Genomic DNA, 23,563 nt, shown 5'->3' on the forward strand with positions numbered 1-23,563 from the left:
TATAATATGTATTTGTTTACAAATAAATACATTCATACAGATGAAGAGGTGTATCACATTATGACTTTGAAACAAACAGCCGCAGGCGTGATCCTGCTTACAATGATGGTGACAGGAGCAGCATGCTCCTCACCAAAAAATACAGCAACTAGCCCGTCTCCAAGCGCAAGTGCAGCAGCTTCCCCGCAAGCAACAGCTGAAACGCAGGATACGATCAACATGAAAGGCTATATCGGCGCTAGAATTGCTCAAGAGAAAGTCGGCTTCCTCTTCGGAGAAGCCAAATCCAAAGATGGCAAGCTAATCCTTAACCCTATCGCCGCTGATAGCAAAGAAAAAGCCGTGAAGTTCCTTTCCAGCTACTTCGATGCCGCAATGGCTGATAAATTGGCAGCCCACTATTTGACGGAACAGCAAGCGGACGGAGCGATTGTAACAAACCCGACTTCCTTTTTCCCGACAAACCTGCTAGATACAACCAAAGCAGACGTCACATTTGACACAGCAAATACGGCGGATCAAGTCAAATTCACGACGAAAGACGGCGCCACTTATACAACGAAAAAAGTAAACGACAAATTCGTTATGACCGACGTAGCGAAAAAATAAGCATATCGACTTAAGACAGGCGAATCTGAGATTCGACCTGTCTTTTTCTTCAATAATGGCCGATACCTTCTCCTAAGTTGCACTTTTTGCAACCTAGCGGCATCATGACGGCCGATGCCGCCTTCTACGTTGTACAAAGTGCAACGTAGAAGGCAGAATAGAGTGGTTTTCACGCTATTTTGATTGAATTCATTGTACTTTGTGCAATGAAGATCCGGTTAGTGGGGTTTAAAGCTGTTTTATGTTGTACAAATTACTACATACATAGACATGGAAGCGAGGGCCCATAGCGAGAGGCGGTCATGCTGAGTAAATGGAATTACTTAGCGCGTAGCAATAATTAGGGGTAAGCTCCACTTACCCCTTACCCCAAATCTATAAAAAAAGAGACCCACAGCAACGGGCCGCGGGTCTTAAGATATATATATTTTAAAGGGGGTCGAGTTTTATTATAAGCCCGTTTCATTAAAGCCAGATGAATAACATATTTCTTTTTGATTACAAAATGAAGTTTAAATTGTAAAGGTAACGTCCTTATGGCACTTTTATGGTAAAAGGTACAATAAACACTTCATTCTGACGCTGAAATTGTCCCCAGATTTTATAAACTCCGCTTTTCGGGAAAATAATCGTGAAAGGTGCTGTAGGCCCTGAACCCTGCTGCTCATTCGGGTGGACATGGACATACTCCTTCGCATCGGTGCTGATGGCAACCACATGCCCCAAGCTGCCCAGATAGGGCTGTAAATCAGTGATCGCCTGTTTCGTCCGGGCATCCTTGATCGTGAAGATCATATCCAGTCCCATCCCCGCCATGAGGTGGTCGAAAGCAAGCGTTACTTCCTTGCCGCCCACCTCTTTCGTCAGCGAGGCATCTGGTTGAAGTGCCGCCTGCTTCGGCTCTTTCCCCTTTATTGTGACCCAGTGCGTTTGCACCGTCTCTCCACTTCCCTGCGGAGTAAAATCAGCAATCAGCTGATAATAGCCGCTGGCAGGGAACTTTGTCTTGACGGTGAATTGGCCTTGACCGACATGCTCCGGATGAAGATGATCAAAATAAGACAGATCTTTGCTCACCACGATCAAATGCATCAGCTTCTCATGCATGACGTCAAAACGATCAATCGGTTTATTCCATTTATCTTGAATTAGAATCGTAATCGTCGCCTCTTCACCCGGCATGTAACGATCCATGGCAACCGAGAAATGCGCAATGGCATCATCGCTGTGGGCATGTGTCGGCATGGCCTCCATATTCCCAGACATCTGCATCCCTGACATATCCATGGTCGTGTTTTGATTCCCGCAGGCGGTTAAGAGAACACCCAAGAGAAGGATGACAAGCTGCTTCATTGATTTCTTCCAGTCGTGAGCGGGGTTGTCAGCATGCTTAATCCCATCGAACAGAGGCCGCAAATAAAGATTGTGCCACCCCACAGCTCAGGAGACCAATCTAACGTGTGGAACAAGCGCAAATCCGCAAAATACAGGCCCCAGATAAGAACGGGCAGCAGGAAGAAAACACCGCGATACTGCCACGCTCCAGCTTCTTTTTCTTTGATCGACTTCAAAAGCAAGTCACCGATTATACCGCTTATGAGCAGAATCACGATAGAACCATAGTGTGAGAAGCCATCCAACACAGCCATCAATACCGCTTCAAACACAAAGAAATAGGTCACCGTTCCGAAAGGCAGCTTCCACCTTCTCCGTACGAGCATGATCGGCATAACGAGCAGCATCGTTGTCACCAGGAAATCCACAACCGCTTTAGCCACTGCGTCTTCTTCCCTGGCCATCCACAAATTCTGACGAAACGACCATGCATACATAAGAAAAAAAGCCATCACGGCAAAGGTCAGCGCTATGGAAGTCAAGGCTGGCAGCAGCCGGCGAAAGCTCGGAGAAACGTCCTTCTCCGCATCGCTCAACGCGCGGTACGGGCTGGTCAGAATCATCAGCGCTCCGGTCAATAGAATCAGATGGGTCGGACTTAAGAGAGCCTCAATATTTTTCTCAATGCCAAATATCGTATGCCATAGCATATCGCCGATACCGCCGATGAAAAAGATCAATACACCGGCGACCCCAAGCTTATATCCCGTAGGAATGGACGCTACCCAAGTGCCGTGACGGGATTTCATTTTGTTCTGATAAGTAAGGATAAGAATCCAAATCGCACAGGCCAAATAGCCGGAGTACAGAATAGCATGCCATGGCGTAAAAAAGGTCTCAACCGCCCCATGATTATGGGCAAAGCCATCGATAAACAAGCCGACAATCAGCCACATCCCCATCACCATTGTGACGGCATGTTTGAAAATACCAACAGTACCCGCGGATTGCGCCACTTTCAGTTGTACCGACAAACGAATCAGCTCCCAACATTTGTCATGATTTCCGTTCAATCATAACACAGTTAATCGCCCGATGAGACCCATACAACTCCTTTTTTCTGCAATTCGTATAACCATTCCTTTGGAGCTGGCACATCGCTGACAATGATATCGATCTCTCTTAAATCTGCAATTTTGTAGAATTGCACGAGCCCGAACTTGGAGTGATCGCAGAGCACGATATTTTGCTTGGCATATTTCATCATTTTCTGTGTCAGCTGGCCTTTACTTTCTTCGAAGCCTGTAATCCCTTTGTCCAGCATCATGCCGTCCACAGATAAAAACGCTTTATCCGCATTGAAATTTTCCACCATCTTCTCAGCCAGTAGACCTGTGACTCTGGAGTGCAGGGCATTCACCTTACCGCCAATTAAAAAGATGTCCCCGGTGAACAATCCTTTGTTTTTGTAGTCAATTAACAGGTACAGGGCAGGTATGGAAATTGTTAGAACCGTCAGGTTTTTCTTGTTTAGTAAATAATCGATGATATGCAAGGTCGTAGTGCCGTCATCGATGAAAATGACGTCATTATCCTCCACGAGGGTGGCTGCTGCACGGCCGATTTTCCGTTTCTCATCCGCGTACAGCACCTCCCTTTTCAAGTGTGACGGCTCATCTCGGGACAAATTAATTTTGACCGCGCCGCCATATACCCGTTTGAGCTTATTTTCATCCTCCAACTCTTCCAAATAACGACGTATCGTCTCAGAAGAGACATCCAGTGCCTCGACCAGCTCATTCGTCTTTACTTTGCCATCCAAATTCAACTGATTGAGAATATAATTCTTTCGCTCTTCACCAATCAAAGACATAAGGTTAGACCCTCCAATTTATGCATCACGCTTTGCATGATAGGGCTTTACTTCGACATTTGCCAAGCAGCCGTGCGCTTTTTTACCTTTTTTAAAATAAACTCATAAGACAAACGAACGATAATATTCGTTCCAACGATCAGAGTAGACATCGCCGCAGCGGCAGCTACGTCGCCTGCATCTTCCATATTCACTAAAGCGACAGCCGCAAGATTCATATCAGCAGCCCGGAGGAACACAACCGCGGATACCGTAACCATGGAATTAACGAAAAAGTACATCGCAATTTCAATAATGGCCGGAAGAGACATTGGCACTGTTACCCGCATAAATGTTCGGTAGAAAGGGACACGCATAGACTCCGAAACGAGTTCGAATTCCTTGTCCAGCTTTTTCAGCGCAGTTGTAGCCGTAATGAAGGGAACTGCGTAGAAATGCGTGATGTTCGCAAGCACGATAATCGCCATGGTGCCATAAATCCAATTCAGCGGATTGCTCGAATCATTAAAGAAGAAAATATAGGCAAGGCCGATAACCATCCCCGGAAGCGCAAGGGGTAAAATTGACAAGAAGTAACCGACCTGCCGCAATCCTTTCATCGATCTGGTCTTTTCAATCAAATAAGCAAAAACAAAGGTCATAATCATCCCCACCACCGCTGTGATGAGTGAAACTTGAAGTGAATTCCAAAACGGCTCCAGACCTGACCCGGCAACACTGGAAAAATCATAATGTTTGAAGCTTAAGCTGATATTGTACGGCCACACCTTCACTAAGGAAGCAAAAAAGATCGTGAATAACGGCACCAAAATAGCAATCGAGACGATGATACAAAATGTGCGATAAAATCTGTCCCGAGCTTGTCCTACCGTTACCCGATATGGCGTGGACTTGGAAGAGAGCAGCGAACGTTGTTTGCGTTCTACGAATCGGTCCACAGCAAAAGCAATGATGGCCGGAATCGTGAGCAGAATCCCCACTGTCGCACCCATGGATAAATTTTGCTGCCCGATAACCTGTTTGTAAATATCCGTGGCAAGCACGTTAAACTTTCCGCCGATTGCCTGCGGAGCTCCGAAATCCGTAAAGCTGGCTGTGAAACAGACGAAAATGGCGCTGATGAGGCCGTACTTAACGGAGGGCAAAGTCACCGTAAAAAAGGTCTTCCATTTATTCGCGCCCAGCGATTCCGCGGCCTCATACAGTCGCTGATCGGTCATTGACAAAGCTGTGATAAAAATCAGAAAAGCTTGAGGAAATAAGTAAATCACTTCCGAGATGACGATCCCAACGGGACCATAAATCGGTACCCTTAGACCAGGCAAAAGTCCGAAAAAACCGTGTGTAACCATGCCTTGATTCCCAAACAAATAAGTAAGTGCAATCCCATGCATCATCGTCGGTTGAAAAAGCGGCAATAACGCAACGTAGCGGAAATAACTTTTGCCCCGAATACCCGTACGGCTAATGCCATAGGCATAAACGAATGCGATAACAACGGCAAGTACGGTAGATAGAACTGAAATCCATATCGTGTTTGTTAACGATTGAAGTAAGGAAGGCGTAGAGAAATATTGGACAAAGTTAGCCAATCCAATAAACTCCTCATTCTTATTTAGCAAAGATTTGCTAAATAAGAGGATTAACGGAATTAAAGTGCTAGTTGTTAAAGTGAGCACGAGCACGACAATCAACACATTTTGTAATGTAAAAAAAGCTCCAAGGTGACGGCGGATCGGCGGATTCATGCTGATGATTCCCTTGTTCATTAGGCACCTACCATAGAATCAGCTGGGAATGTGATCATCTTTTCCTGCGGGAATTCAACGAATACCTCGGAATGTTTGGCAAGCCTCAGTTGATGCGCTGCTTGCGAAGACACATCTACGGCAAGCAGTACATTCTGGTAGCTGCTGCCTGCTGCTAACTGAAGCGTCACTCGGTAGAAAGCTCCTCGGAACTCGACATGCTTGACAACCGCCTTCACTCCTTTGCTTGCCCCAGAGGCTGACAGGCGAATATGTTCAGGACGAATGGCAAGACTTGTACGTTGCGCAAGACTTCCTTGCTCCCCGTTTTCCAGGAAATTAATCGATCCGATAAAATCAGCGACAAATGCCGAATTCGGTGCTTCATAGACTTGTTCCGGCGTTCCCATTTGCACAACTTCAGAGTTTTTCATCACCACAATGCGATCTGCCATCGTGAGCGCTTCCTCTTGATCGTGCGTGACCATCACAGTAGTAATGCCGAGCTTGTCCTGCAACTCGCAAATTTGCTCGCGGAGCTTCACCCGAACTTTGGCATCCAACGCGGAAAGCGGTTCATCCAGCAGCAAGAAATCTGGAGACAGTACAATTGCGCGAGCCAATGCCACACGCTGCTGCTGTCCGCCGGACATTTGCGCCGGGTAGCGATCGTGGAGGTGCAGCAGATCCACTAAGTTCAAGACTTCCTTTACCTTCTCGTCAATTTCTTTCTTCTTCAATTTCTTACCCTGCAAGCCATAAGCGACATTCTGATAAGCAGTGAGATTTGGAAAAAGCGCATACGATTGAAACACCATTCCAAAATTTCTTTTCGCTGGCGGCAGTTGGGTAATGTCCTTTCCGTCAACCGTAATCTGTCCCTGTGTCGGTTTTTCTAATCCTGCAATAATGCGAAGCAATGTTGTTTTACCGCAACCGCTTGGGCCTAATAAACAAATGAACTCATTTTTCTGAATATCAATATGAATATTATTCAAAGCGCTGAAAGATCCAAATGTTTTATTTACCCCTTGAATGGACAAGTAAGCTTGTGTCATGATCAAGCAGCCTCCTTAGTCTTATTAGCTCTAGTATAAGTGTGATATGTTATCGCTTTGTAAAAAGGTGATAGAAAAAAGGCTGCTGCAAGCATGGTTCGCAGTCAGCCTTTTTCTAGGTTTGCCGTTTATTATTTTGGTTCGCTTTTCGCGTTGAAGCGCTTGTCCCACTCAGCAAGAACACTGTCACGTTTTTTCGCAGCATCATTCAGATCATTTTTGATAAGCTGTTTGACCGGATCTACGCTGTAACCATCAGGGATTTTGGCAGAATCTGTTTTGACCGCAAGGATGGCGTAGTTTTTGTTGTATTCTTTCATCACATCATCCGTGATCGCCCAATCCAAGAAGTCTTTAGCTACTTGTTTCACGACTTTCTTCTTCATCAAAGCATTAGCTTCAACGTCCCAACCTGAGCCTTCTTTCGGGAATACAACTTCAACCGGAGAACCGGCTTTTTTCTCTTGAATGCCACGGTAACCAAAGGAAATACCAATTGGATATTCGCCAGTACCGGCTAATTTAGCAGGTTTGGAACCGGAGTGAACATACATCGCAATGTTGTTATGCAATTTATTCATATAATCCCATGCAGCGTCATTGCCTTTCAATTGAACCAATCCGGAAACCGTCAGGAAACCTGTCCCTGAAGACGAAGGGTTCGGCATGGTGATCAGCCCTTTATATTCCGGTTTCACCAGATCCTCATAAGATTGAGGAATTGCCAGCTTGCGCTTCTCCATCTCAACTTTGTTCACGATGAACGCTGTTTCCCAAGCATCGATACCAACCCAGTGCGTCACGGCATTTTTGTCTTTAAAATCAGGAAGAATTCGCTCTACGCCTTTTGGCGCGTAAGGCTCCAACATGCTGTTCTGGTCAAGAACGAGCAGGCTTGTTGCCGCTAAACCCCACACAACGTCTGCTTGTGTATTGTCTTTTTCAGCAAGTAATTTAGCTGTCACGATTCCCGTGGAGTCACGGACAATGTTTACTTTTACATCCGGATATTTCGCTTTGAAAGTCGTGAGATAAGTTTTGATTTGATCATCTTCCAAAGCCGTGTAAACCGTTAGATCCTTGCTTTTTGTATCCACTGTTACATCTGCGCTTGCGCTTGCTGCTGGAGCAGCACTTGTCTTCGCTCCGTCTGTACCAACCGCTTTCCCGCAAGCCCCTAACATTAAAGCAACTGTCAACAACGCTACTGCACTTCCCAATGATTTCTTCATCTTCTTACTCCCACCTTCATTCGAATTATCGGTTTGACTATCTATCACCTGATAAATATTAGTATAATTTAGAATTGTAAAATCAGCATTAAATGCACGTAAAATATTTGTATTTAAATTTTATTTGTTGTTTTTAAGTTGTTTTCCAAAATAACTGTCTTTCGATACCTTGCAGCAGACGTTCAATGTCGGGCCCATGAATATCACCGATGTTACCGATTCGGAACGTAGCCGCGGCTGTTATTTTACCTGGGTAGATAACAAAGCCCTCTTGTTTAATGCGTGCATAGAACTCATCAAAGGAAAACACAGGCGAATCTGGATACAAGAAGGAAGTAATGATCGGCGACTGCAGGTCAGTTGGAAGCAAAGGTTGCAGACCCATCCGCTGCATGCCGGCAACCAACGTTTGTTGATTACGGGTGAACCTTTCGAATCTGCACGTAACGCCACCTTCTTCCTCTAACTCTTGAAGCGCTTGATCAAATGCCCGAACGGTATGCGTTGGCGAGGTATAACGCCATTTGCCTTTACCTTGCTCCATAGTCTCCCACTGATCGTAAAGATCTAATGATAAGGAACGTGCTAGTCCTTTGCATTTCAGCAGTGACTCTTTACGCGCAATGATAAAACCAAAACCAGGCACGCCTTGAATGCACTTGTTGGCACTGCTGATTAAATAATCGATGTCCAGTTCCGCTATATCAATCGGGATCCCGCCGAAAGAGCTCATCGCATCGAGAATCAGTGTTTTGCCGTATTGCTTGGAAACGCGAGCAACATCAGCGATCGGATTCATCATGCCCGTCGTTGTTTCAACATGAACAACCGCCACGTGCGTGATCGACGAATCCACCTTCAGCACTTCCTCTAGCTGCTTAACATTAACCGGCTTCGTTTCACCCGCATCCAGAACGATCGAGTAGATACCGAGGACTTCCGCGATTTGGGCAATTCGTTTGCCATAAGCTCCGTTAGCCAAAACAAGCAGCTTACCCTCTTTGGGAATCACAGATCCAATGACCGATTCAACACTGAACGTTCCGCTTCCTTGCATCAGTACAGTTGTGTAATCATCCGGTTTGCTCGAAGCCATAGTCACTAAACGGCTGCGAATCGACTGAACGAGTTGATTATAATCTTGGTCCCATGTGCACCAATCGCGCAGCATCGCTGCTTTTACTTTTTTACTCGTCGATAGAGGGCCTGGTGTAAGCAATAAATAAGGATTATCCGGGAATTGATTCATCGTTGTTGTCATGGACGTTCACCTCTTTGAAGTTTTTGATTAATGACCGGAATAAGCTGATCAAGTTCACCAATCGTTTGGATGACATAATGAGCGCCTTCTTCTTGAAACTTAGCCGTAACTGCTTCTACTCGCGCCTTTAGAACTTCAGGCTCACAAGCTTCCACTTCCGCTTCACTCATACCCAGTTCACTGCTTCCTAGTACCACACCAATTGTCCAAGTGCCGGCGTTGACACCTTCCCTTATATCGCTGACCGTATCTCCTACCTTCATTACGTTGTACATGGGATACACGTTCAGAGCTGCTGCGTTCTCGTAGATCATCCAAGGATATGGACGTCCTGCGGGCACATCATTTGGGGTAACCAAGTGGTCCGGAGCATACCCGCGCTTCTTCGCTTCGACCGTGACGATCGCCATCATCTCAGCGGTGTAACCCGTTGTGGAACCGATTCGAATGTCGTTTTGACGTAAACGATCTACGAGTGCAAGCGCACCAGGGACAGGTTCAGCATATTCATGAACAACAGCCAGCATCATCGGTTCAAAATCTGCATATAGTGCGTCAACGTCCGTTTCCTGCGGCAATTGACCATAGCGCTCCAGCCATAAGCCGGCGACACGTTGCATTTTTAAAATTTCGCTGATATGATCGCGTTTGAGAAGTCCCATCGGCGCTCTCGCTTCTGACAAGGTGATAGCAATCTCTCTTTTTCGGAAGACCTCCATAAATACGTTAAGGGGAGCAAAACATCCATAGTCCACCATCGTCCCCGCCCAATCAAAAACAACTGCTTGTATCATTGAAACCCTCCTGTTTGACTGTTTTACTTGTTATTTGAGCACCTTTTGTTGGTTTTGGTTGCGTCTATAGGTATATAATAACCCGTATTTGTAATCGCAGCGTTAAACGCGTGTAAAATTTGTGTTTTTAATTTGATTTAATTTGATTTCGTTGTTTCGGTATGATCCTACTCGATATTCGCTCTTCAGTTTTCTGTTGACTTCCTTGTTATTATGTTGGAAATTAAGGGTAGGACACTGGGAGGGATTATAGAAATGAAGCCGATAAAAGCGATTATTTTCGATTTGGATAATACGTTATTGTGGGATGAAAGAAGTATCCAGGAAGCATTTGAGGCGACTTGCGAGGCAGCGGCAGCTTCAGTGAACGTAAACCCGTCCGAATTAGAGCACGAGGTGCGCGCGTTATCCGAACGTTTATTTGAGGAATTGGCCTGTTATGACTATGCTAAAATGATTGAAGTCACACATTTGGAAGCTTTGTGGGGACGATTTGATGCGAAAGAGCATCCAACCTTTCTAGAGCTCAGCCAGTTAGCACCAATGTTTCAAAAAAGCGCGTGGACGCAGGGACTGCTCAAACTGGGCGTTAACGATCCGGAGTTAGGTGCAACGCTAGCGCTGAGGTTTGCTAAGGAACGTCGGGAGCGTCCGTTAGTGTATGAAACCACTTTCGAAGTGTTAGAGGCTTTACGACCGAAGTATCAGCTGCTTTTGTTGACGAATGGCGCGCCGGACCTGCAGCAGGAGAAGGTAGATAGTATTCCGGGTCTGGCGGATTACTTTGATCATATCTTGATTTCCGGTACCTTTGGCCGCGGGAAACCTGATCCTTCTATTTTTGAGCACGCAATGGAGCTGCTTGGTGTCACGGCGGAAGAAGCACTCATGGTCGGTGATAATCTGGATACCGACATCAAAGGAGCTTTAGCGACAGGCATGCGAAATGTTTGGATCAATCATCATCAGCGGACGGCGCCGCCGCACAACTTGCCGAGCCATGAAATCGCTGCTTTAGTGGAACTGCTAGATATCGTGCAGCCATGAAAAAGGACTTTCCCAACAAGGTCTAATGTGACCTTATTGGGAAAGTCCTTCTTATATTGCCTGTCGGCGATTCATACCTCCGGCAGATTCAATTCCTTGCTGCTGCTGAGTCCATCATACAGCGCCTGCTGCCTGAGCACCTTATAAAGTTCAGCTTTGGTCGAGTGATCATATGGCATGACGAATAAAACGCCGATGCCAAGTGCCAGGAACCCTAGGATATACCATCCAAGGAAAGAAAGGTCCAGGACGAACATGTTCCATTTATGCCCATTCGTCATCTGTTTGCTAAGCTCAACCGCCCTCTTCGTGCCAATCCCCGGATTGTCTCCCAAAAGAAAGGGCACCATGCTGTAGGCATAAACCTTGACAAATCCCGGGATAACGAGAAGCAAAAACCAAAGTAAAGTGAGAAAGCTTTTCCAGAGCATCCCCTTCACAATAGCTAGATATCTGCCTTTTTGAAACGAGTAGACCAGGTAATTCATATTCACATCTTCAGAGGCAGCCTGTTTAAAATATTGCATAACGCTCACTTCGAAAGGTGCTGTAACAAAAACATGAAATGCAATGGATACAAGGATAAGGAAAATAAATAACAAGATCGCTCCAACAACGACGGCAACAAATACCGGGCTGTTATAAAAATCGGTCCAACTGTCGTGACTGCCGGTTAAAGGGAATTTGACCGAAGTCCCACCGTTCGAATTGAAAGAACAGCTCGACACCCCTCCGCTTAGCACCGCTAGCAGCAAGCTTACGAGAAAAGCCTTCCAGTAGGACGTTCGCAAGACTTGCTTGGCTCGTCCCTTTAGTTCACTTCGCGTCCAGTCCAAGAAACCACCATCCAATTTCCACATATTTACTAACTATCCTACAACAGAATGTCCAATAATAGAACCCCACCTGCTAACGAAAAAAGGCACCCGCAGGCGCCTCCCTCATCCTCAAAGAATTTTATATTCCGGTTTCACCTTCGTGAAATGCGGGTTTTTCCCTGTGACCATGAGGCCCATGCCCCAGTCAAAATGCGTATTTTCCGTCGGGAAATCGCTCGGATCACGATACTGGAATAGCACGTTCCGTCTTGTTCGGGAACTCCGATTGGATTCCGAGCCATGGATCGTCAAGTAGTTAAAGAACAGCACATCGCCGGCTTCAGCCACACAAGGTATGCCATCTTTGACGGGATACTCTTTATGGTTCAGGTAATGCTGACCCACGTGCGGTATGCTGCCTGAGCGGTGCGAACCCGGAATCACTCGCAGGCAGCCATTCTCCTCATCCGCATAATCCAAATGCACGCTTGCAGCAAGCATCGTATGTTTCTCATGCGGAAAGTAAGGGTGATCCTGGTGCATAGGGAAAGCAGCACCATTTTCCGGCGGCTTCACAAGCATTTTGGAATGATGCAGCTGCACGTTAGGTCCAATGATTTGCTGCAGCACAGCCGCCATGTTGGGATGAATCACAGCGCGCATAAATGCAGCATCGTGATAGTGCACGTCGTGGAAGCCTTTTAGAACCAGCTTCTTCAGCTCATCTGGCGGAAGGAAGTCGCCCCTCCATTGATCATTCCGGTCTGCTTTGGCCTCAGCGGCGCGAATAATAATTTCTTCTACAGCTTGTCTCATTTCCTCTACTTCTTGCTGATTGAATACCCCTTTAACAAGCAAATACCCATTTTCTTTATAAAATTCTACATCCTCACGAGTAATCAATGTTCATTCCTCCATCATTGAAGTTGATTGTAAACCGCTTTCTTATCTATAATTATAAGGAATGAGAGTGAGAACTGTCTTTTTCTGCAAAGGACAGCTTTTTGCAAAATAAGGACATGAAGGATGATGCATGTGTACATGTGCAAAGAAACCAGATCATTGCTGAACGAGGTTGCAACCGTCATTCATGGACCTGCAGCATGCTTTAAAATTCAATATTGGGGCGTAGATCCGTGCCTATTCGATAACCAACCCCATAAGCATTCTTTTTTTGAGGTCTGCTATGTCATTAGCGGAGAAGGCGAGTACACCGAAGAAGGTAATCTCTATCCGCTGCGCGCAGGTACGCACTTTTGCTCCAGACCTGGCATCAAACATCAAATCCGCACCCAAAAAGGCCTCTTTATTCTGTTCGTCGCTTTTGAATTGGATGAAACACAAAGTGAAGATACGATGCGGGATGCCTTTCAGGATCTAGCCGAGCATGCCGAGGTTTGTGTATATGACGGTGACCATCACCCGACGGCCCTCTTGTGGAAGTCACTTTTGCTTCGTGAGGATCATGGCAGCTTGCCTGTTGCCGCAGTTCCAACCTTAGCCTACACACTTCTCGTGTCATTTCTCAGCTTATTCGGTAAAGAGACAGGCAAACCTATGGTCATCCGTAAAAATACGAATATCCTGCTGCAGCGGGCCAAGCTCTATATCCGCGACAACCTGTCTCAACCACTTCACCTTGGCGATGTCGCCGGCTATCTCAATGTTTCAGAGCGCCATCTTTCGCGCTTGTTTTCAGAAGGAATTCATGAAACGTATACCGATTTCATCCGCAGTGAGCGCATACGCCATGCAGCCCACCTGCTGCTGACAAGTGAGCTGTCGATTAACGAAATTGCGGAGGTTACAGGTTTTTCTTCCGTCCATTATTTTACCCATACGTTCAAACAAGAAAAAAAGCTACCCCCCGGCAAGTTCCGTAAACAGGAACAAACCAGCAGGTAGCTGCAAGTACTATCGTGCGGATCGGCTATAAACCAGCGGGTTAAGGGCGGTTGCCGCCAAATCGCCGGGCTTAGCGCCAGGAAACCATGCTTTCAAATCGCTTTCGCGCGCTTTACTATCCGGCTCCGCAATACGCAGTCCGTCCGCATAGTAGATGACCGTCATCACTTTGCGCATGGCATCCGTCGGGTTCCCAGGCGCGCTGTGCAGCGTCCAGCCGGCGTGAAAAGTCGCATCTCCGGCTTCCATAGCGCCATGGGACATCGTTTCATACCCTTTGCCTTCAATGTAACCGGCTAACGTGCGATGGGATTCATCGGATATCACCATTTTGTTAATATATCCTACGCGATGGGACTCAGAAGCAAACGTCATGGACCCTATTTCTTCCGAAATAGGTACCAGCGGCATCCACATTGTAATCGTTTTATCTGTATCCAGCGGCCAGTAGATTTGGTCTTGATGCCATGGGGTGTGTCCTCCATGAGGTTCTTTGTACAAAGCTTGATCATGATAGATGCGCACGCCTTCTACGCCCATCAATTCCGCTGCGATTTTGGCGAATCTTTTGGCTAATACAAACCTGCGAGCCGCTTCGCTTTTTTCCCACAAGTTAGAGATTTGGATAAAAGCCTTGCCATACGTATCCCGCTGCTCAATCGGTTTGTTATGATAATTCAGTTCCTTCACCAAATCCGTAATAACCGGCTCATAAGAAGTGATTTCCGATGGGCTAGCTACCTGCCGAAGGACAATATGCCCTTTCTGCTGATAGCTTAGTATCTGCTGCTCCGACAAAGTATAGCTGTCTTCCAAAGAGGGCAGCGCTTGGTTATGGCTTGTTTCTTTCATGCTCATCTCGGATCACCTCAATTTGTATAATTATAGCTTTATTATAGGGTTCAAGCTGTTCCAAATCTTTGTCAAACAAGGTTATAATTTTGTCAAAAACAACTGAAGTGGAAAGGATCTTCGATGCTAAGCGATTTTCTGAAACAACATCCCATCGTTCCATTCGTTAGACAAAGCGACTTTGCCGTTCGTAAACCATGGTCTTACCCGGAGCGCAGACTGCTTGATTATTTATTGGTCTACATTCAAGAAGGCACTTGTTGTTTCCATGTTGATCATAAAAAATATACATTTAACGCAGGTCAATTTTGCCTTGTACAGCCCGGCAGCTTGCTGTCTTTGGAAGGGTTAACGAATACCGTAACACCGTATATCCATTTTGATCTCAGCTTTAACCCTGAACGAGAGCATAGTTTTCCTACCCGCCCTGGACAAATTGATTTATCGGCTTATCAGCATCTCTTACAACCAACCATCAAAGATTTATACGGGGTGGAAATGCCTGTGCAGGTTGAACCGTCCAAGCCGTTAAAATTGAAAGAAACACTGCTGCAAGTTATCGAGCAAGCCGAGAAGCAGGATCCGCTCATCCAACTTAAGACGCAGCATCTGGTTACTGAGATCATCCTCTCTTTATTAGAGACCTATTATCAAGAACCATACACAGCGTCACAATCGTTCAACTGGATTACTTCCTACTTTTCGCATCATCTAAGTGACCCTATCTCCTTGGCGGACATGGCCGCACGAGCTAATCTGTCGATTTCCCGATTCAGCATGGTTTTCAAACAGCGGTATGGCATCTCTCCTCACCAATATTTAATGAACATGCGGGTGAATCATGCCAAAGAATTGCTGACCCATACAGATCTCAGTCAGGAATCCATTGCCAGCTATTGCGGATTTGCGGATCTGCATCATTTCTCCAAAACCTTTAAGAAACGAACCGGTCTCACACCAGGAGAGCTAAAAAAAAGCAAAATCCCCTTCATTCGAGCTTAAACACTCGAAAAAGGGGATTTCTTAATATCTTGGTTATTTCCTGGGAAATCGTTGAAATTAGTCGAAATAAACAGCTTTACCTGTTTTAGCGGATTCGTAGATTGCTTCCAGAATCTCAGAAACGACACAAGCTTGCTCTGGTGTAACGACTGGATCTGTATCGTTTTCAATGGCTTGGATCCATAGACGCATTTCGAGATCCGGCGCGCTTTCCGTTTCTCCATCATAGAAGGCAACGCCTCCGGCTTTCAACTCAACCTCAGTTGTATACAAGCGGCTGTGCTTTTCGCCGTTAATGCGAAGTCCATTTTTCATGTCAGCGCCTCCTTCTGTACCGCTAAGTGTACATTTGGCTTCATCGACTTCCAATGTATTCAGCGCCCAACTTGATTCGAGAATAATGGTTGCGCCATTTTTCATCGTAATCATACCGAAAGCGGAATCTTCCACGGTAAATTTGGATGGATCCCAAGGTCCCCATGCGTTTGCTGCGTTTTCGCGTTGGGACAATTTATGATACGAAGTACCAAGAACAACCTTCGGCTCATAATTGTTCATCATCCACAGCGTCAAATCGAGAGCATGCGTCCCGATATCGATTAGAGGCCCTCCGCCTTGCTTCTCTTCATCCAGGAAAACGCCCCATGTCGGTACCGCGCGGCGGCGGATTGCATGAGCTTTTGCGAAATAAATATCGCCTAGCTCACCTTCCGAACAAAGTTGGTGCAGGTGTTGGCTATCGCTGCGGAAGCGATTGTTGTAACCGACGGTCAATTTCTTGCCTGTGCGTTTCGCTGCTTCCACCATTCGGCGAGCATCCGCTGCTGTTTTGGCCATCGGTTTCTCGGACATCACGTGTTTGCCAGCTTCCAATGCCGCAATCGTAATCTCTGCATGAGAATCATTCGGTGTACAAACATGAACGATATCAATCGTACTGTCTTTCAAAAGCTCACGGTAATCTTCATATACACGTGTTTCGCCTTTTCCATACTTATCGGCAGCTTCTTGTGCTTTTTCAGGAATGATATCACAGAAAGCAACCATTTCTACGTTTTTTAATTTGTTCAAACTTGGCATATGTTTGCCGTTGGCAATGCCTCCACAGCCGATAATTGCGATTCGATACGTTTTGGACATGATGGTCCTCCTTAGGTTTTCGTCTGAGCTCGTACTATGTATCAGTATATCAAAAACCTGCAAAAATAAAATTTCTGATCTGGCGATAATTATATCCGATTGTGTTATCTAGGCAAAAAAATAAGCCCGGGTAACTGTTTCACCAGCACCCCAGGCTCCTTATTTTTTAATAATCGACGCCACCAGCTTATATCCAACGCCACGAATCGAGTCAATCTGCACGGATTGCTGATTCATCTCCAGCTTTTTGCGCAGTGAACTTACGTGAACATCCACGGTACGCTGTCCGCCGATATAATCAAAGCCCCAAACAATATTCATGAGATCGTCTCTCGTCACGACTACGCCTGGACGCTGTACGAGATACAGCAGTACCTCGAACTCTTTAGGCCTCAAAGGAATTGATTCACCATTCAGAACGACTTCATATTTCTCTGGATAGATGAAGAGCTCGCCTGCCTGAATGACTTTCTCATTCGTTCCCTGCTTGTCTAACGTGACATCCTCCGACATCGTTCTGCGCAGTACGGCCGATACCCGTGCCAGCAACTCCGCTACACCAAAAGGCTTCGTGATATAATCATCCGCTCCGTGCTTCAAGCCTTGGACAACCTCATCTTCAGCATTGCGGGCCGTTAAGATAATAACTGGCGTGCTATTTCCTTTTTGTCTAAGCTTAGCCAGCACCTCAAACCCATTCAAGCCCGGCAGCATAATGTCCAAAATAATTAAATCATAGGACTGCTGCAACGCTTCTTGCAGACCATCTCCACCATGATCCACAACTTTTGTATGATACCCTTCTTGGGAAAGATTGTACGATAACAATCGAGCCAAGGTAGGCTCGTCTTCAATGACTAATATTTTTTGTGCCATGGGATCCCCCGTATTTACAGTTTATTAACATTGCACATCCATATAATAACACAATTTTGCTAACTGAATGTAAATGTTGCATTATCGCCATATAATTTAGTGGATGACTGGCAATTCAATGGTAAATCTCGTTCCAACTCCAACCTCGCTATCCACGCGAATGGTCCCTTTATGCAGCTCAACCAAATGTTTCACAATGGATAAGCCCAGTCCTGTTCCGCCTGAACTTCGCGAACGAGCTTTGTCTACGCGGTAAAAGCGTTCAAAAATACGAGGTAAATCTTTCTTCGGAATCCCCATACCGGTATCAGAGACGATTAAACGCAGACGCTCGTAATCACCTTCGCTATTTGGATCAAGCGGCTCGATCCGCAGCTTAACTTTGCCGCCTTCCTGCGTGTACGCAATACCGTTGGAGAGAAGATTGATAATAATTTGGCGCAGGCGATCTTCATCCGCTTCAATATACATATCTTCATCAACCTGCAACCCCAGCTCGATATGCTTTTTCTCCGCTTCTTTTCTTAATACATTAAGCGATCTTTCCAGAAACTCCGGTAAATAAATCGGCGAAAAATTCATTGGAATCCGCTTGGATTCAATTTTGGACAGTTCGAGAATATCCCCAATCAGCCGGTTCAACCGTTCGCTCTCATCAAAAATAATTTGCAGGAACGATACCGCCGTTTCCTTATCATTCAACGCCCCTGCCAGCAGTGTCTCAGCGAAACCCTTGACAGCGGCAATCGGCGTCTTAAGCTCATGGGATACATTCGCAACAAATTCGCTTCTCATCCGCTCAAGCCTGCGAACAGCCGTGATGTCATGAATCACGATCAGTACCCCTGACCATTCCTCGTCTTCATGGGCAATTGGACTCAAATGAATATCCAGAATACGCTCGGCCGGATAATAGAAAATCATTTCGTCACGAATGGATTCGCGCGTCTCTATACATTCCTGAATCAGCTTCGTAAACTCAAACTGCTGCTTGGCTTCGTTATATCTTTTCCCCAATAATTCCTGGGAAGAAAAGCCCAAAATGTATTCAGCTGAAGGATTTAACAGCATAATCCGCTCTTCGCGGTCAATCATCATAATGCCGCTCAGCATATTTTCCATAACGCCTTGAAGTCTGCGCTCATTCTCCTGAATACGCGCCATTTGCTGCTGCAAGCTTTCGGACATCCGATTGATCGCCTGCCCTAGCTGCCCAACTTCATCATTGCTGTAGGCCGGAACACGAGATTCATAATTCATATTTGTGATTTGCTGGGCGACCTTCGTCATTTTCTCAATCGGGTGAGTAATCCCCTTCGCAATTCGATAGCTAACCAAACCGGCAATCACAAATAAGATCATCAAACCTACAATGAGAAAATACCACAAGCTGCGGATGGAATTATCCACTTGCACCAGGCTCAACGATATACGTAAAAAGCCAGTTGTCACCTGTGACTCATTCTTCACTGGTATGGCGGCGTACAGCATCTTCTCTTTCAGCGTATCGCTGTATCGCGTGGCGTAGCCCACACCATTTGAAGCAGCTGCCACAATTTCCGGCCGACTTAAGTGGTTGTCCATTTGCTCTGGACTTTGATCGGAATCACCGATCACTTTGCCGTCTGCACGAACAAAGGTCAATCGTTCATTCGTTGCTGCTTTAATCCGTTTGGCTTGTTCGGAGAAATAGGATTCCAGCTCAGATTCTGATCCCATTCTGCCCCAATCTCCCGTGGCTACAAGGACATGAAGCTCGCGCTCCATATTATCCTCCAGGGACTTCACGTGAGAATCCTCAAGTACTTTTGCCATAAAAATTCCGGCAAGCAGCATAGATGAACCAATCAATACAATCAAAATAAATGTCAGTTTGGCACGGAATTTCGTCATCTGTTTATCTAGCCTCCGATAGATCAAGTCTGAATTCAAAGAGAAAAGGGCTACTCTACATAGTAACCCTTTCTCCCGCACCAAATCCAGTTATTTAATTGTAAAGATGAAAAAGTGCAAAAGCAATAAACAAACCTTTATGTTTATTTAAAGACAGGCTCTTTCAACGCTGACAGCTTCTCAAATGCGTTTTTCTCAACGTCGGCATGCAAGCTGTTGCCATGTGAATCCATCGTAACGATGGCTGCGAAACCTTCTGTCTCCAAATGCCACATCGCTTCAGGAATTCCGAATTCCATGAAGTCAACGCCTTCTACCTTCTTAAAGCATTGAGCGTAGTATTGCGCCGCACCACCAATAGCGTTCAAATAAACACCACCATGATCCTTCAAAGCAGCCAATGTTTTCGGACCCATTCCGCCTTTTCCGATAACCGCACGAATCCCGAACTTCTTAATGATATCGCCTTGGTAAGGCTCCTCACGAATACTTGTTGTCGGGCCGGCCGCTTTCACATGCCACTCACCGGCTTCATCCTTGCTCATCACCGGTCCACAGTGGTAAATTGCCGCACCATTCAAATCAAGCGGAGCATCGTGATCCATCAAGTATTTGTGCAGCGCATCGCGTCCCGTATGCATCGTGCCGTTAATAACGACCACATCGCCGACTTTCAGACTACGAATTTGCTCTTCGGAAATCGGCGTCGTCAAGACAATCTCGCGACGCTCATCTTCTTTCACATTTTTCGCAGCTTCCGCACTCGCCTCAAAAGCTTCCTGGAAGGAGACTTCGCTTCCTCTCGGATACGACCAGCCGTTGATTTCGCCAGTTTCGGGATTAAGAACCACGCCTTGACGGCGGAACGCCCAACAGTTGTAGGCAACGGAAACGAAGAAACTAGCAGGCAAACGGTTCGCCACGCCAACTTTGCAACCTAGCAATGTGACTTGCCCGCCGAAGCCCATTGTACCAATTCCCAGTGTATTCGCATGCTCCATCACATACTCTTCAACTTTTCGAAGATCAGGATGCGGGTTCACATCATCGACATGGCGGAACAATTGATGCTTCGCCAGCTCGTAGCCGCTTGTCCGGTCGCCGCCGATGCCAACGCCAATAAAGCCTGCGCTGCACCCTTGCCCTTGTGCCTGGTACACGGCATGCATGATACATTTGCGGATTCCGTCAAGATCGCGCCCGGCTTTGCCTACGCCTTCCAGATCAGCCGGCAGGCTGTATTGAATATTTTTATTCTCACAACCGCCGCCCTTAAGAATCAGCTTTACTTCTACTTCATCACGTTCCCATTGCTCAAAGTGAATAACCGGAGTTCCAGGTCCCAAATTGTCGCCGGTATTGGCGCCTGTTAAGGAATCGACCGAATTCGTGCGAAGCTTGCTTGCTTTGGTCGCATTGGCGACGGCTTCAAGAATCTGCTTCTTCATAATAATTTGGTTTGCCCCAACCGGACAGTGTATAATAAACGTTGGCATGCCTGTATCTTGGCAAATCGGAGAGACATTGCATTCCGCCATATGAATGTTATCGGCAATACGGGATAGGGAGAGCGCTGAGCGAGTTCCTTTGTCTTCTTTTTCGCTTGCGGCTTGTACCGCACGACGTACATCACCCGGAAGGTTTGTGGACGTTTCGACAATTAGATCGTAGACGCTTTGATAAAAATGCTGCATGACTAAAAATGGCTCCTCTCGACTTAACAAATAATAATAATTACAAACTATTATACCATATAAGGAGTTACGCTGACATGTCCAAAAGAATCGGGATCACGATTCTGCTGAGTCTGATAGGGCTCACGTTTCTGCTTACGCCGCTCTCGGCTAAGCGATCTCAAGATATCTACTATCAGGATCAAGTTGCTGTCCTCATGTATCATCATATCCATGACACCGATACAAGCTCCAGCACGATTACATCCTCACTGTTTCAAAATCAACTGCAGTTTCTACTAAGCAAGGGCTATCATTTTATTACCCTGAATGAATTCAAGCAATATTTGGCTGGAGCCACAGTACCTTCCAACGCAGTCCTTGTGACGTTTGATGATGGGTATCAGAGCTTTTATACCGGGGCTTATCCGATTCTGAAAAGCTTGCGCGTTCCCGCTGTCAATTTTGTCATCACGCATGATTTGGCCGATCCGCTGGCATCCTATATTCCTTCGATGTCCAAGGAGCAGATCAGCGAAATGACCCATGCAACGAATTTCATCGATATCGGCTGCCACACAGACAGCCTGCATAACAAGCTGCCGAGCGGCGATGCTATGCTTGTCGGCCGCATGGATGGAGAAAACGATGACGCCTACAAGCAGCGCGTGCTGCAGGATACACAAGCTTGTGTCGGCAAGCTTGCAGGGCTTACGGATGCGCCGCTCGACGTCATGGCGTATCCATACGGCATCACGTCGCCGGCGGCGACGGAACAAATTCAGAAGGCGGGCATCCGCTACGCCTTCACGATCTCCCCCGAGATGGCGACGCGCAGCGCTGACCATCTGCTGATCCCGCGGATCAACGCGGGCAGCCCCGGCATCACGCCGGAGCTGTTGGACCGCTCGATCCAGCGCCGCATTCAAGCGCAGCCGGGCAGCGCCCCGCTGCGCGTGGACGCGGCCGCTGCCGTAGCGCAGCTCGGCGGCAGCGCCAGTGCAGAAGGCGGAGCGCTTCGCCTCCGCCTGGGGCAAGAGGCATTCACCCTCCAGGTGAATGCGGCTGAGGCCACGCGCGGTTCGGCGCGCGTGAAGCTGAAGGAGCCCGTGCTGCGCGAGCACGGGCAGGTCACGATCGCGCTCGATGATTTGAGCGCGCTGTTCGGGCTGCCGCTCGTCTACACCCCGTCCACCGGAACGGTGGCTGCGCGGGTGGTGCCGAGCGTGAAATCAAACTGAAGGAGTACAGGAACCTCATGAATCATCACTTTTTTGCCTATTTATATCGCCTCAAATATATCGACCGTTGGAGCCTCATGTGGAACATGCGCAGGGAAAACGTAGCTGAGCATTCTTTCTACGTCTCCACGATCGCCCATATGCTTTGTACGATCGCTAATGAAGTCTATGGCCGCAATGTGCCAACGGATCGCGTTGTCTCTATCGCATTGTTCCACGATGCGTCTGAGGTATTAACGGGGGATATCCCACAGCCCGTCAAACACAACAATGAGCAGATTCTGCGCAACTTCCGCGAAATTGAAGATGTCGCTGTTGAGCGGCTCATTCAGACGATTCCGCCGGAAATTAGCGACATCTACCGCAAGCTGATCCAGGAACCGGATCCTGAGCTCTACCGCTGGGTGAAAGCTGCCGACTTGCTCGAGGCTTACATCAAGTGCTTAACGGAGCTTTCCACCGGCAACCGCGAATTCGTCGTTGCGAAGCAGCAAATTCTAGAAAGCTTGAAAAAAATGAATATGCCGGAAGTGGATTATTTCCTTGAACATATGAGCGCTTCGTTTGAGAAAACGTTGGACGAAATTACGCTTAATCCAAGTCAAGGAGAATAATCATTCCACAATGAAGAAGGGGCTGTTCCAAACGTAGAAAATCTCTGCGTTTGAAACAACCCCTTTATTTCAATCATTAAGCCAATATTTGAGGATTCGTCATGAACAAAATAGCAACTACTACAGCTACCGCAGCAATCCAGCTGAATGTTTTGATTTTCGCAGCATCGGTTGCCGTGCTGTTTCCTGCTTTGGCGTTAGCTACCAACTTTTTCATTCTTCCGCCGATCATGCCAGTCACCGCTCCTACGATAAGCAGTAAAACAACAGCCAGCACCATCCACAACACAGATGCATTAACTTTGGAAACCATAGCTCCGCCTGTGATGAAGGTGACAATTAATGAAAATTGTCCAATGCGATTTAGCGTAGACAGCAGCCCCATAAAGCCCTCTAATGCAGCGCCGGTTAACGATGCGGCACGTCCCACAATGAACGGGAACACGACGTATACGCCAAGCAGCAAGGCACTAAGTACATGTAAAAAAATCATGACTTGATACATTCTAATAACCTCCGCAATTTTGAATTAGAATCGTTCTTATGTAAGTATACCGAATACCTTTCTTGGGGACAAGAAAGCGATGCCAAC

Annotated in this window: 22 protein-coding genes; 6 read left to right on the forward strand and 16 right to left on the reverse strand. The window is 46.7% G+C overall.

The annotated features are described in order from the left end of the window. The first annotated feature begins 60 nt into the window (after positions 1-60). Entirely contained in the window at positions 61-609 is a 549-nt protein-coding gene (locus ACUN27_RS28930; protein WP_315955128.1) for a hypothetical protein, read from the forward strand. Between the two features lie 534 nt (positions 610-1,143). On the opposite strand, the gene ACUN27_RS28935 is transcribed toward ACUN27_RS28930, so the two are convergent. From ACUN27_RS28935 to phnX, 8 genes are all read right to left on the reverse strand, one after another. Beyond that, the gene (locus ACUN27_RS28935; protein ID WP_445560014.1) at positions 1,144-1,962 is read right to left on the reverse strand and encodes a hypothetical protein; all 819 of its coding nucleotides are present in this window, start codon (positions 1,960-1,962) and stop codon (positions 1,144-1,146) included. Further along, a complete protein-coding gene (locus ACUN27_RS28940) occupies positions 1,959-2,978 on the reverse strand; it encodes a hypothetical protein (protein ID WP_315955130.1) in 1,020 nt (339 codons plus the stop codon). Before ACUN27_RS28940 ends, ACUN27_RS28935 begins: the two co-directional genes overlap by 4 nt. A 50-nt stretch (positions 2,979-3,028) precedes the next feature. Then, positions 3,029-3,817, reverse strand: coding sequence for a DeoR/GlpR family DNA-binding transcription regulator (locus tag ACUN27_RS28945; RefSeq protein ID WP_315955131.1), 789 nt, complete (start codon positions 3,815-3,817; stop codon positions 3,029-3,031). A gap of 47 nt (positions 3,818-3,864) precedes the next feature. Then, the gene (locus ACUN27_RS28950) at positions 3,865-5,586 is read right to left on the reverse strand and encodes a putative 2-aminoethylphosphonate ABC transporter permease subunit (RefSeq protein ID WP_315955132.1); all 1,722 of its coding nucleotides are present in this window, start codon (positions 5,584-5,586) and stop codon (positions 3,865-3,867) included. Further along, complete coding sequence (locus ACUN27_RS28955; protein ID WP_315955133.1) at positions 5,586-6,623, reverse strand: putative 2-aminoethylphosphonate ABC transporter ATP-binding protein; 1,038 nt, start codon at positions 6,621-6,623, stop codon at positions 5,586-5,588. The genes ACUN27_RS28950 and ACUN27_RS28955 overlap by 1 nt, the downstream gene beginning before the upstream one ends. Positions 6,624-6,754: 131 nt before the next feature. Beyond that, positions 6,755-7,855, reverse strand: a complete 1,101-nt coding sequence (locus ACUN27_RS28960; protein WP_445560015.1) for a putative 2-aminoethylphosphonate ABC transporter substrate-binding protein — start codon at positions 7,853-7,855, stop codon at positions 6,755-6,757. 133 nt (positions 7,856-7,988) lie between these two features. Next, the gene (gene phnW / locus ACUN27_RS28965; protein ID WP_445560016.1) at positions 7,989-9,116 is read right to left on the reverse strand and encodes a 2-aminoethylphosphonate--pyruvate transaminase; all 1,128 of its coding nucleotides are present in this window, start codon (positions 9,114-9,116) and stop codon (positions 7,989-7,991) included. After that, positions 9,113-9,910 carry a phosphonoacetaldehyde hydrolase gene (gene phnX / locus ACUN27_RS28970; RefSeq protein WP_445560017.1) on the reverse strand — a complete coding sequence of 266 codons (798 nt, stop codon included), beginning with the start codon at positions 9,908-9,910 and terminating at the stop codon, positions 9,113-9,115. Before phnX ends, phnW begins: the two co-directional genes overlap by 4 nt. A gap of 255 nt (positions 9,911-10,165) precedes the next feature. Between phnX and ACUN27_RS28975 the strand changes: the two genes are divergently transcribed. Beyond that, positions 10,166-10,957: an HAD family hydrolase gene (locus ACUN27_RS28975; protein WP_445560018.1), complete on the forward strand. Its 792-nt coding sequence runs from the start codon at positions 10,166-10,168 to the stop codon at positions 10,955-10,957. A gap of 71 nt (positions 10,958-11,028) precedes the next feature. On the opposite strand, the gene ACUN27_RS28980 is transcribed toward ACUN27_RS28975, so the two are convergent. Further along, a complete protein-coding gene (locus tag ACUN27_RS28980; protein ID WP_315955137.1) occupies positions 11,029-11,817 on the reverse strand; it encodes a DUF975 family protein in 789 nt (262 codons plus the stop codon). A gap of 87 nt (positions 11,818-11,904) precedes the next feature. Beyond that, a complete protein-coding gene (locus ACUN27_RS28985) occupies positions 11,905-12,678 on the reverse strand; it encodes a phytanoyl-CoA dioxygenase family protein (RefSeq protein WP_315955138.1) in 774 nt (257 codons plus the stop codon). 123 nt (positions 12,679-12,801) lie between these two features. Here ACUN27_RS28985 and ACUN27_RS28990 point away from each other — a divergent pair, with 123 nt between their 5' ends. Next, entirely contained in the window at positions 12,802-13,680 is an 879-nt protein-coding gene (locus ACUN27_RS28990; protein ID WP_445560019.1) for a helix-turn-helix domain-containing protein, read from the forward strand. 9 nt (positions 13,681-13,689) lie between these two features. On the opposite strand, the gene ACUN27_RS28995 is transcribed toward ACUN27_RS28990, so the two are convergent. Then, entirely contained in the window at positions 13,690-14,538 is an 849-nt protein-coding gene (locus ACUN27_RS28995; RefSeq protein WP_315955140.1) for a phytanoyl-CoA dioxygenase family protein, read from the reverse strand. A gap of 117 nt (positions 14,539-14,655) precedes the next feature. Between ACUN27_RS28995 and ACUN27_RS29000 the strand changes: the two genes are divergently transcribed. Then, positions 14,656-15,534, forward strand: a complete 879-nt coding sequence (locus ACUN27_RS29000) for an AraC family transcriptional regulator (protein ID WP_326062270.1) — start codon at positions 14,656-14,658, stop codon at positions 15,532-15,534. Positions 15,535-15,591: 57 nt separating this feature from the next. Here ACUN27_RS29000 and ACUN27_RS29005 read toward each other — a convergent pair whose 3' ends face one another. From ACUN27_RS29005 to ACUN27_RS29020, 4 genes are all read right to left on the reverse strand, one after another. Beyond that, positions 15,592-16,674 (reverse strand): Gfo/Idh/MocA family protein, encoded by a 1,083-nt coding sequence (locus tag ACUN27_RS29005; protein WP_315955143.1) that lies wholly within the window; start codon positions 16,672-16,674, stop codon positions 15,592-15,594. A 159-nt stretch (positions 16,675-16,833) separates the two neighbouring features. Beyond that, on the reverse strand, positions 16,834-17,550 hold the full coding sequence (locus tag ACUN27_RS29010) for a response regulator transcription factor (RefSeq protein ID WP_445560020.1): 717 nt from the start codon (positions 17,548-17,550) through the stop codon (positions 16,834-16,836). 96 nt (positions 17,551-17,646) lie between these two features. Beyond that, entirely contained in the window at positions 17,647-19,443 is a 1,797-nt protein-coding gene (gene pnpS, locus ACUN27_RS29015; RefSeq protein ID WP_127457430.1) for a two-component system histidine kinase PnpS, read from the reverse strand. A gap of 143 nt (positions 19,444-19,586) precedes the next feature. Beyond that, a complete protein-coding gene (locus tag ACUN27_RS29020; protein WP_315955144.1) occupies positions 19,587-21,137 on the reverse strand; it encodes a fumarate hydratase in 1,551 nt (516 codons plus the stop codon). A 77-nt stretch (positions 21,138-21,214) separates the two neighbouring features. Between ACUN27_RS29020 and ACUN27_RS29025 the strand changes: the two genes are divergently transcribed. Together ACUN27_RS29025 and yfbR are read left to right on the forward strand one after the other, a co-directional pair. Beyond that, positions 21,215-22,357 (forward strand): polysaccharide deacetylase family protein, encoded by a 1,143-nt coding sequence (locus ACUN27_RS29025; RefSeq protein WP_445560021.1) that lies wholly within the window; start codon positions 21,215-21,217, stop codon positions 22,355-22,357. A gap of 17 nt (positions 22,358-22,374) precedes the next feature. Further along, the gene (gene yfbR, locus ACUN27_RS29030) at positions 22,375-22,971 is read left to right on the forward strand and encodes a 5'-deoxynucleotidase (RefSeq protein WP_127457427.1); all 597 of its coding nucleotides are present in this window, start codon (positions 22,375-22,377) and stop codon (positions 22,969-22,971) included. A 76-nt stretch (positions 22,972-23,047) separates the two neighbouring features. On the opposite strand, the gene ACUN27_RS29035 is transcribed toward yfbR, so the two are convergent. Then, the gene (locus tag ACUN27_RS29035; protein ID WP_445560022.1) at positions 23,048-23,476 is read right to left on the reverse strand and encodes a hypothetical protein; all 429 of its coding nucleotides are present in this window, start codon (positions 23,474-23,476) and stop codon (positions 23,048-23,050) included. Positions 23,477-23,563 lie beyond the last annotated feature (87 nt).

This window comes from Paenibacillus sp. WC2504, assembly GCF_052682475.1.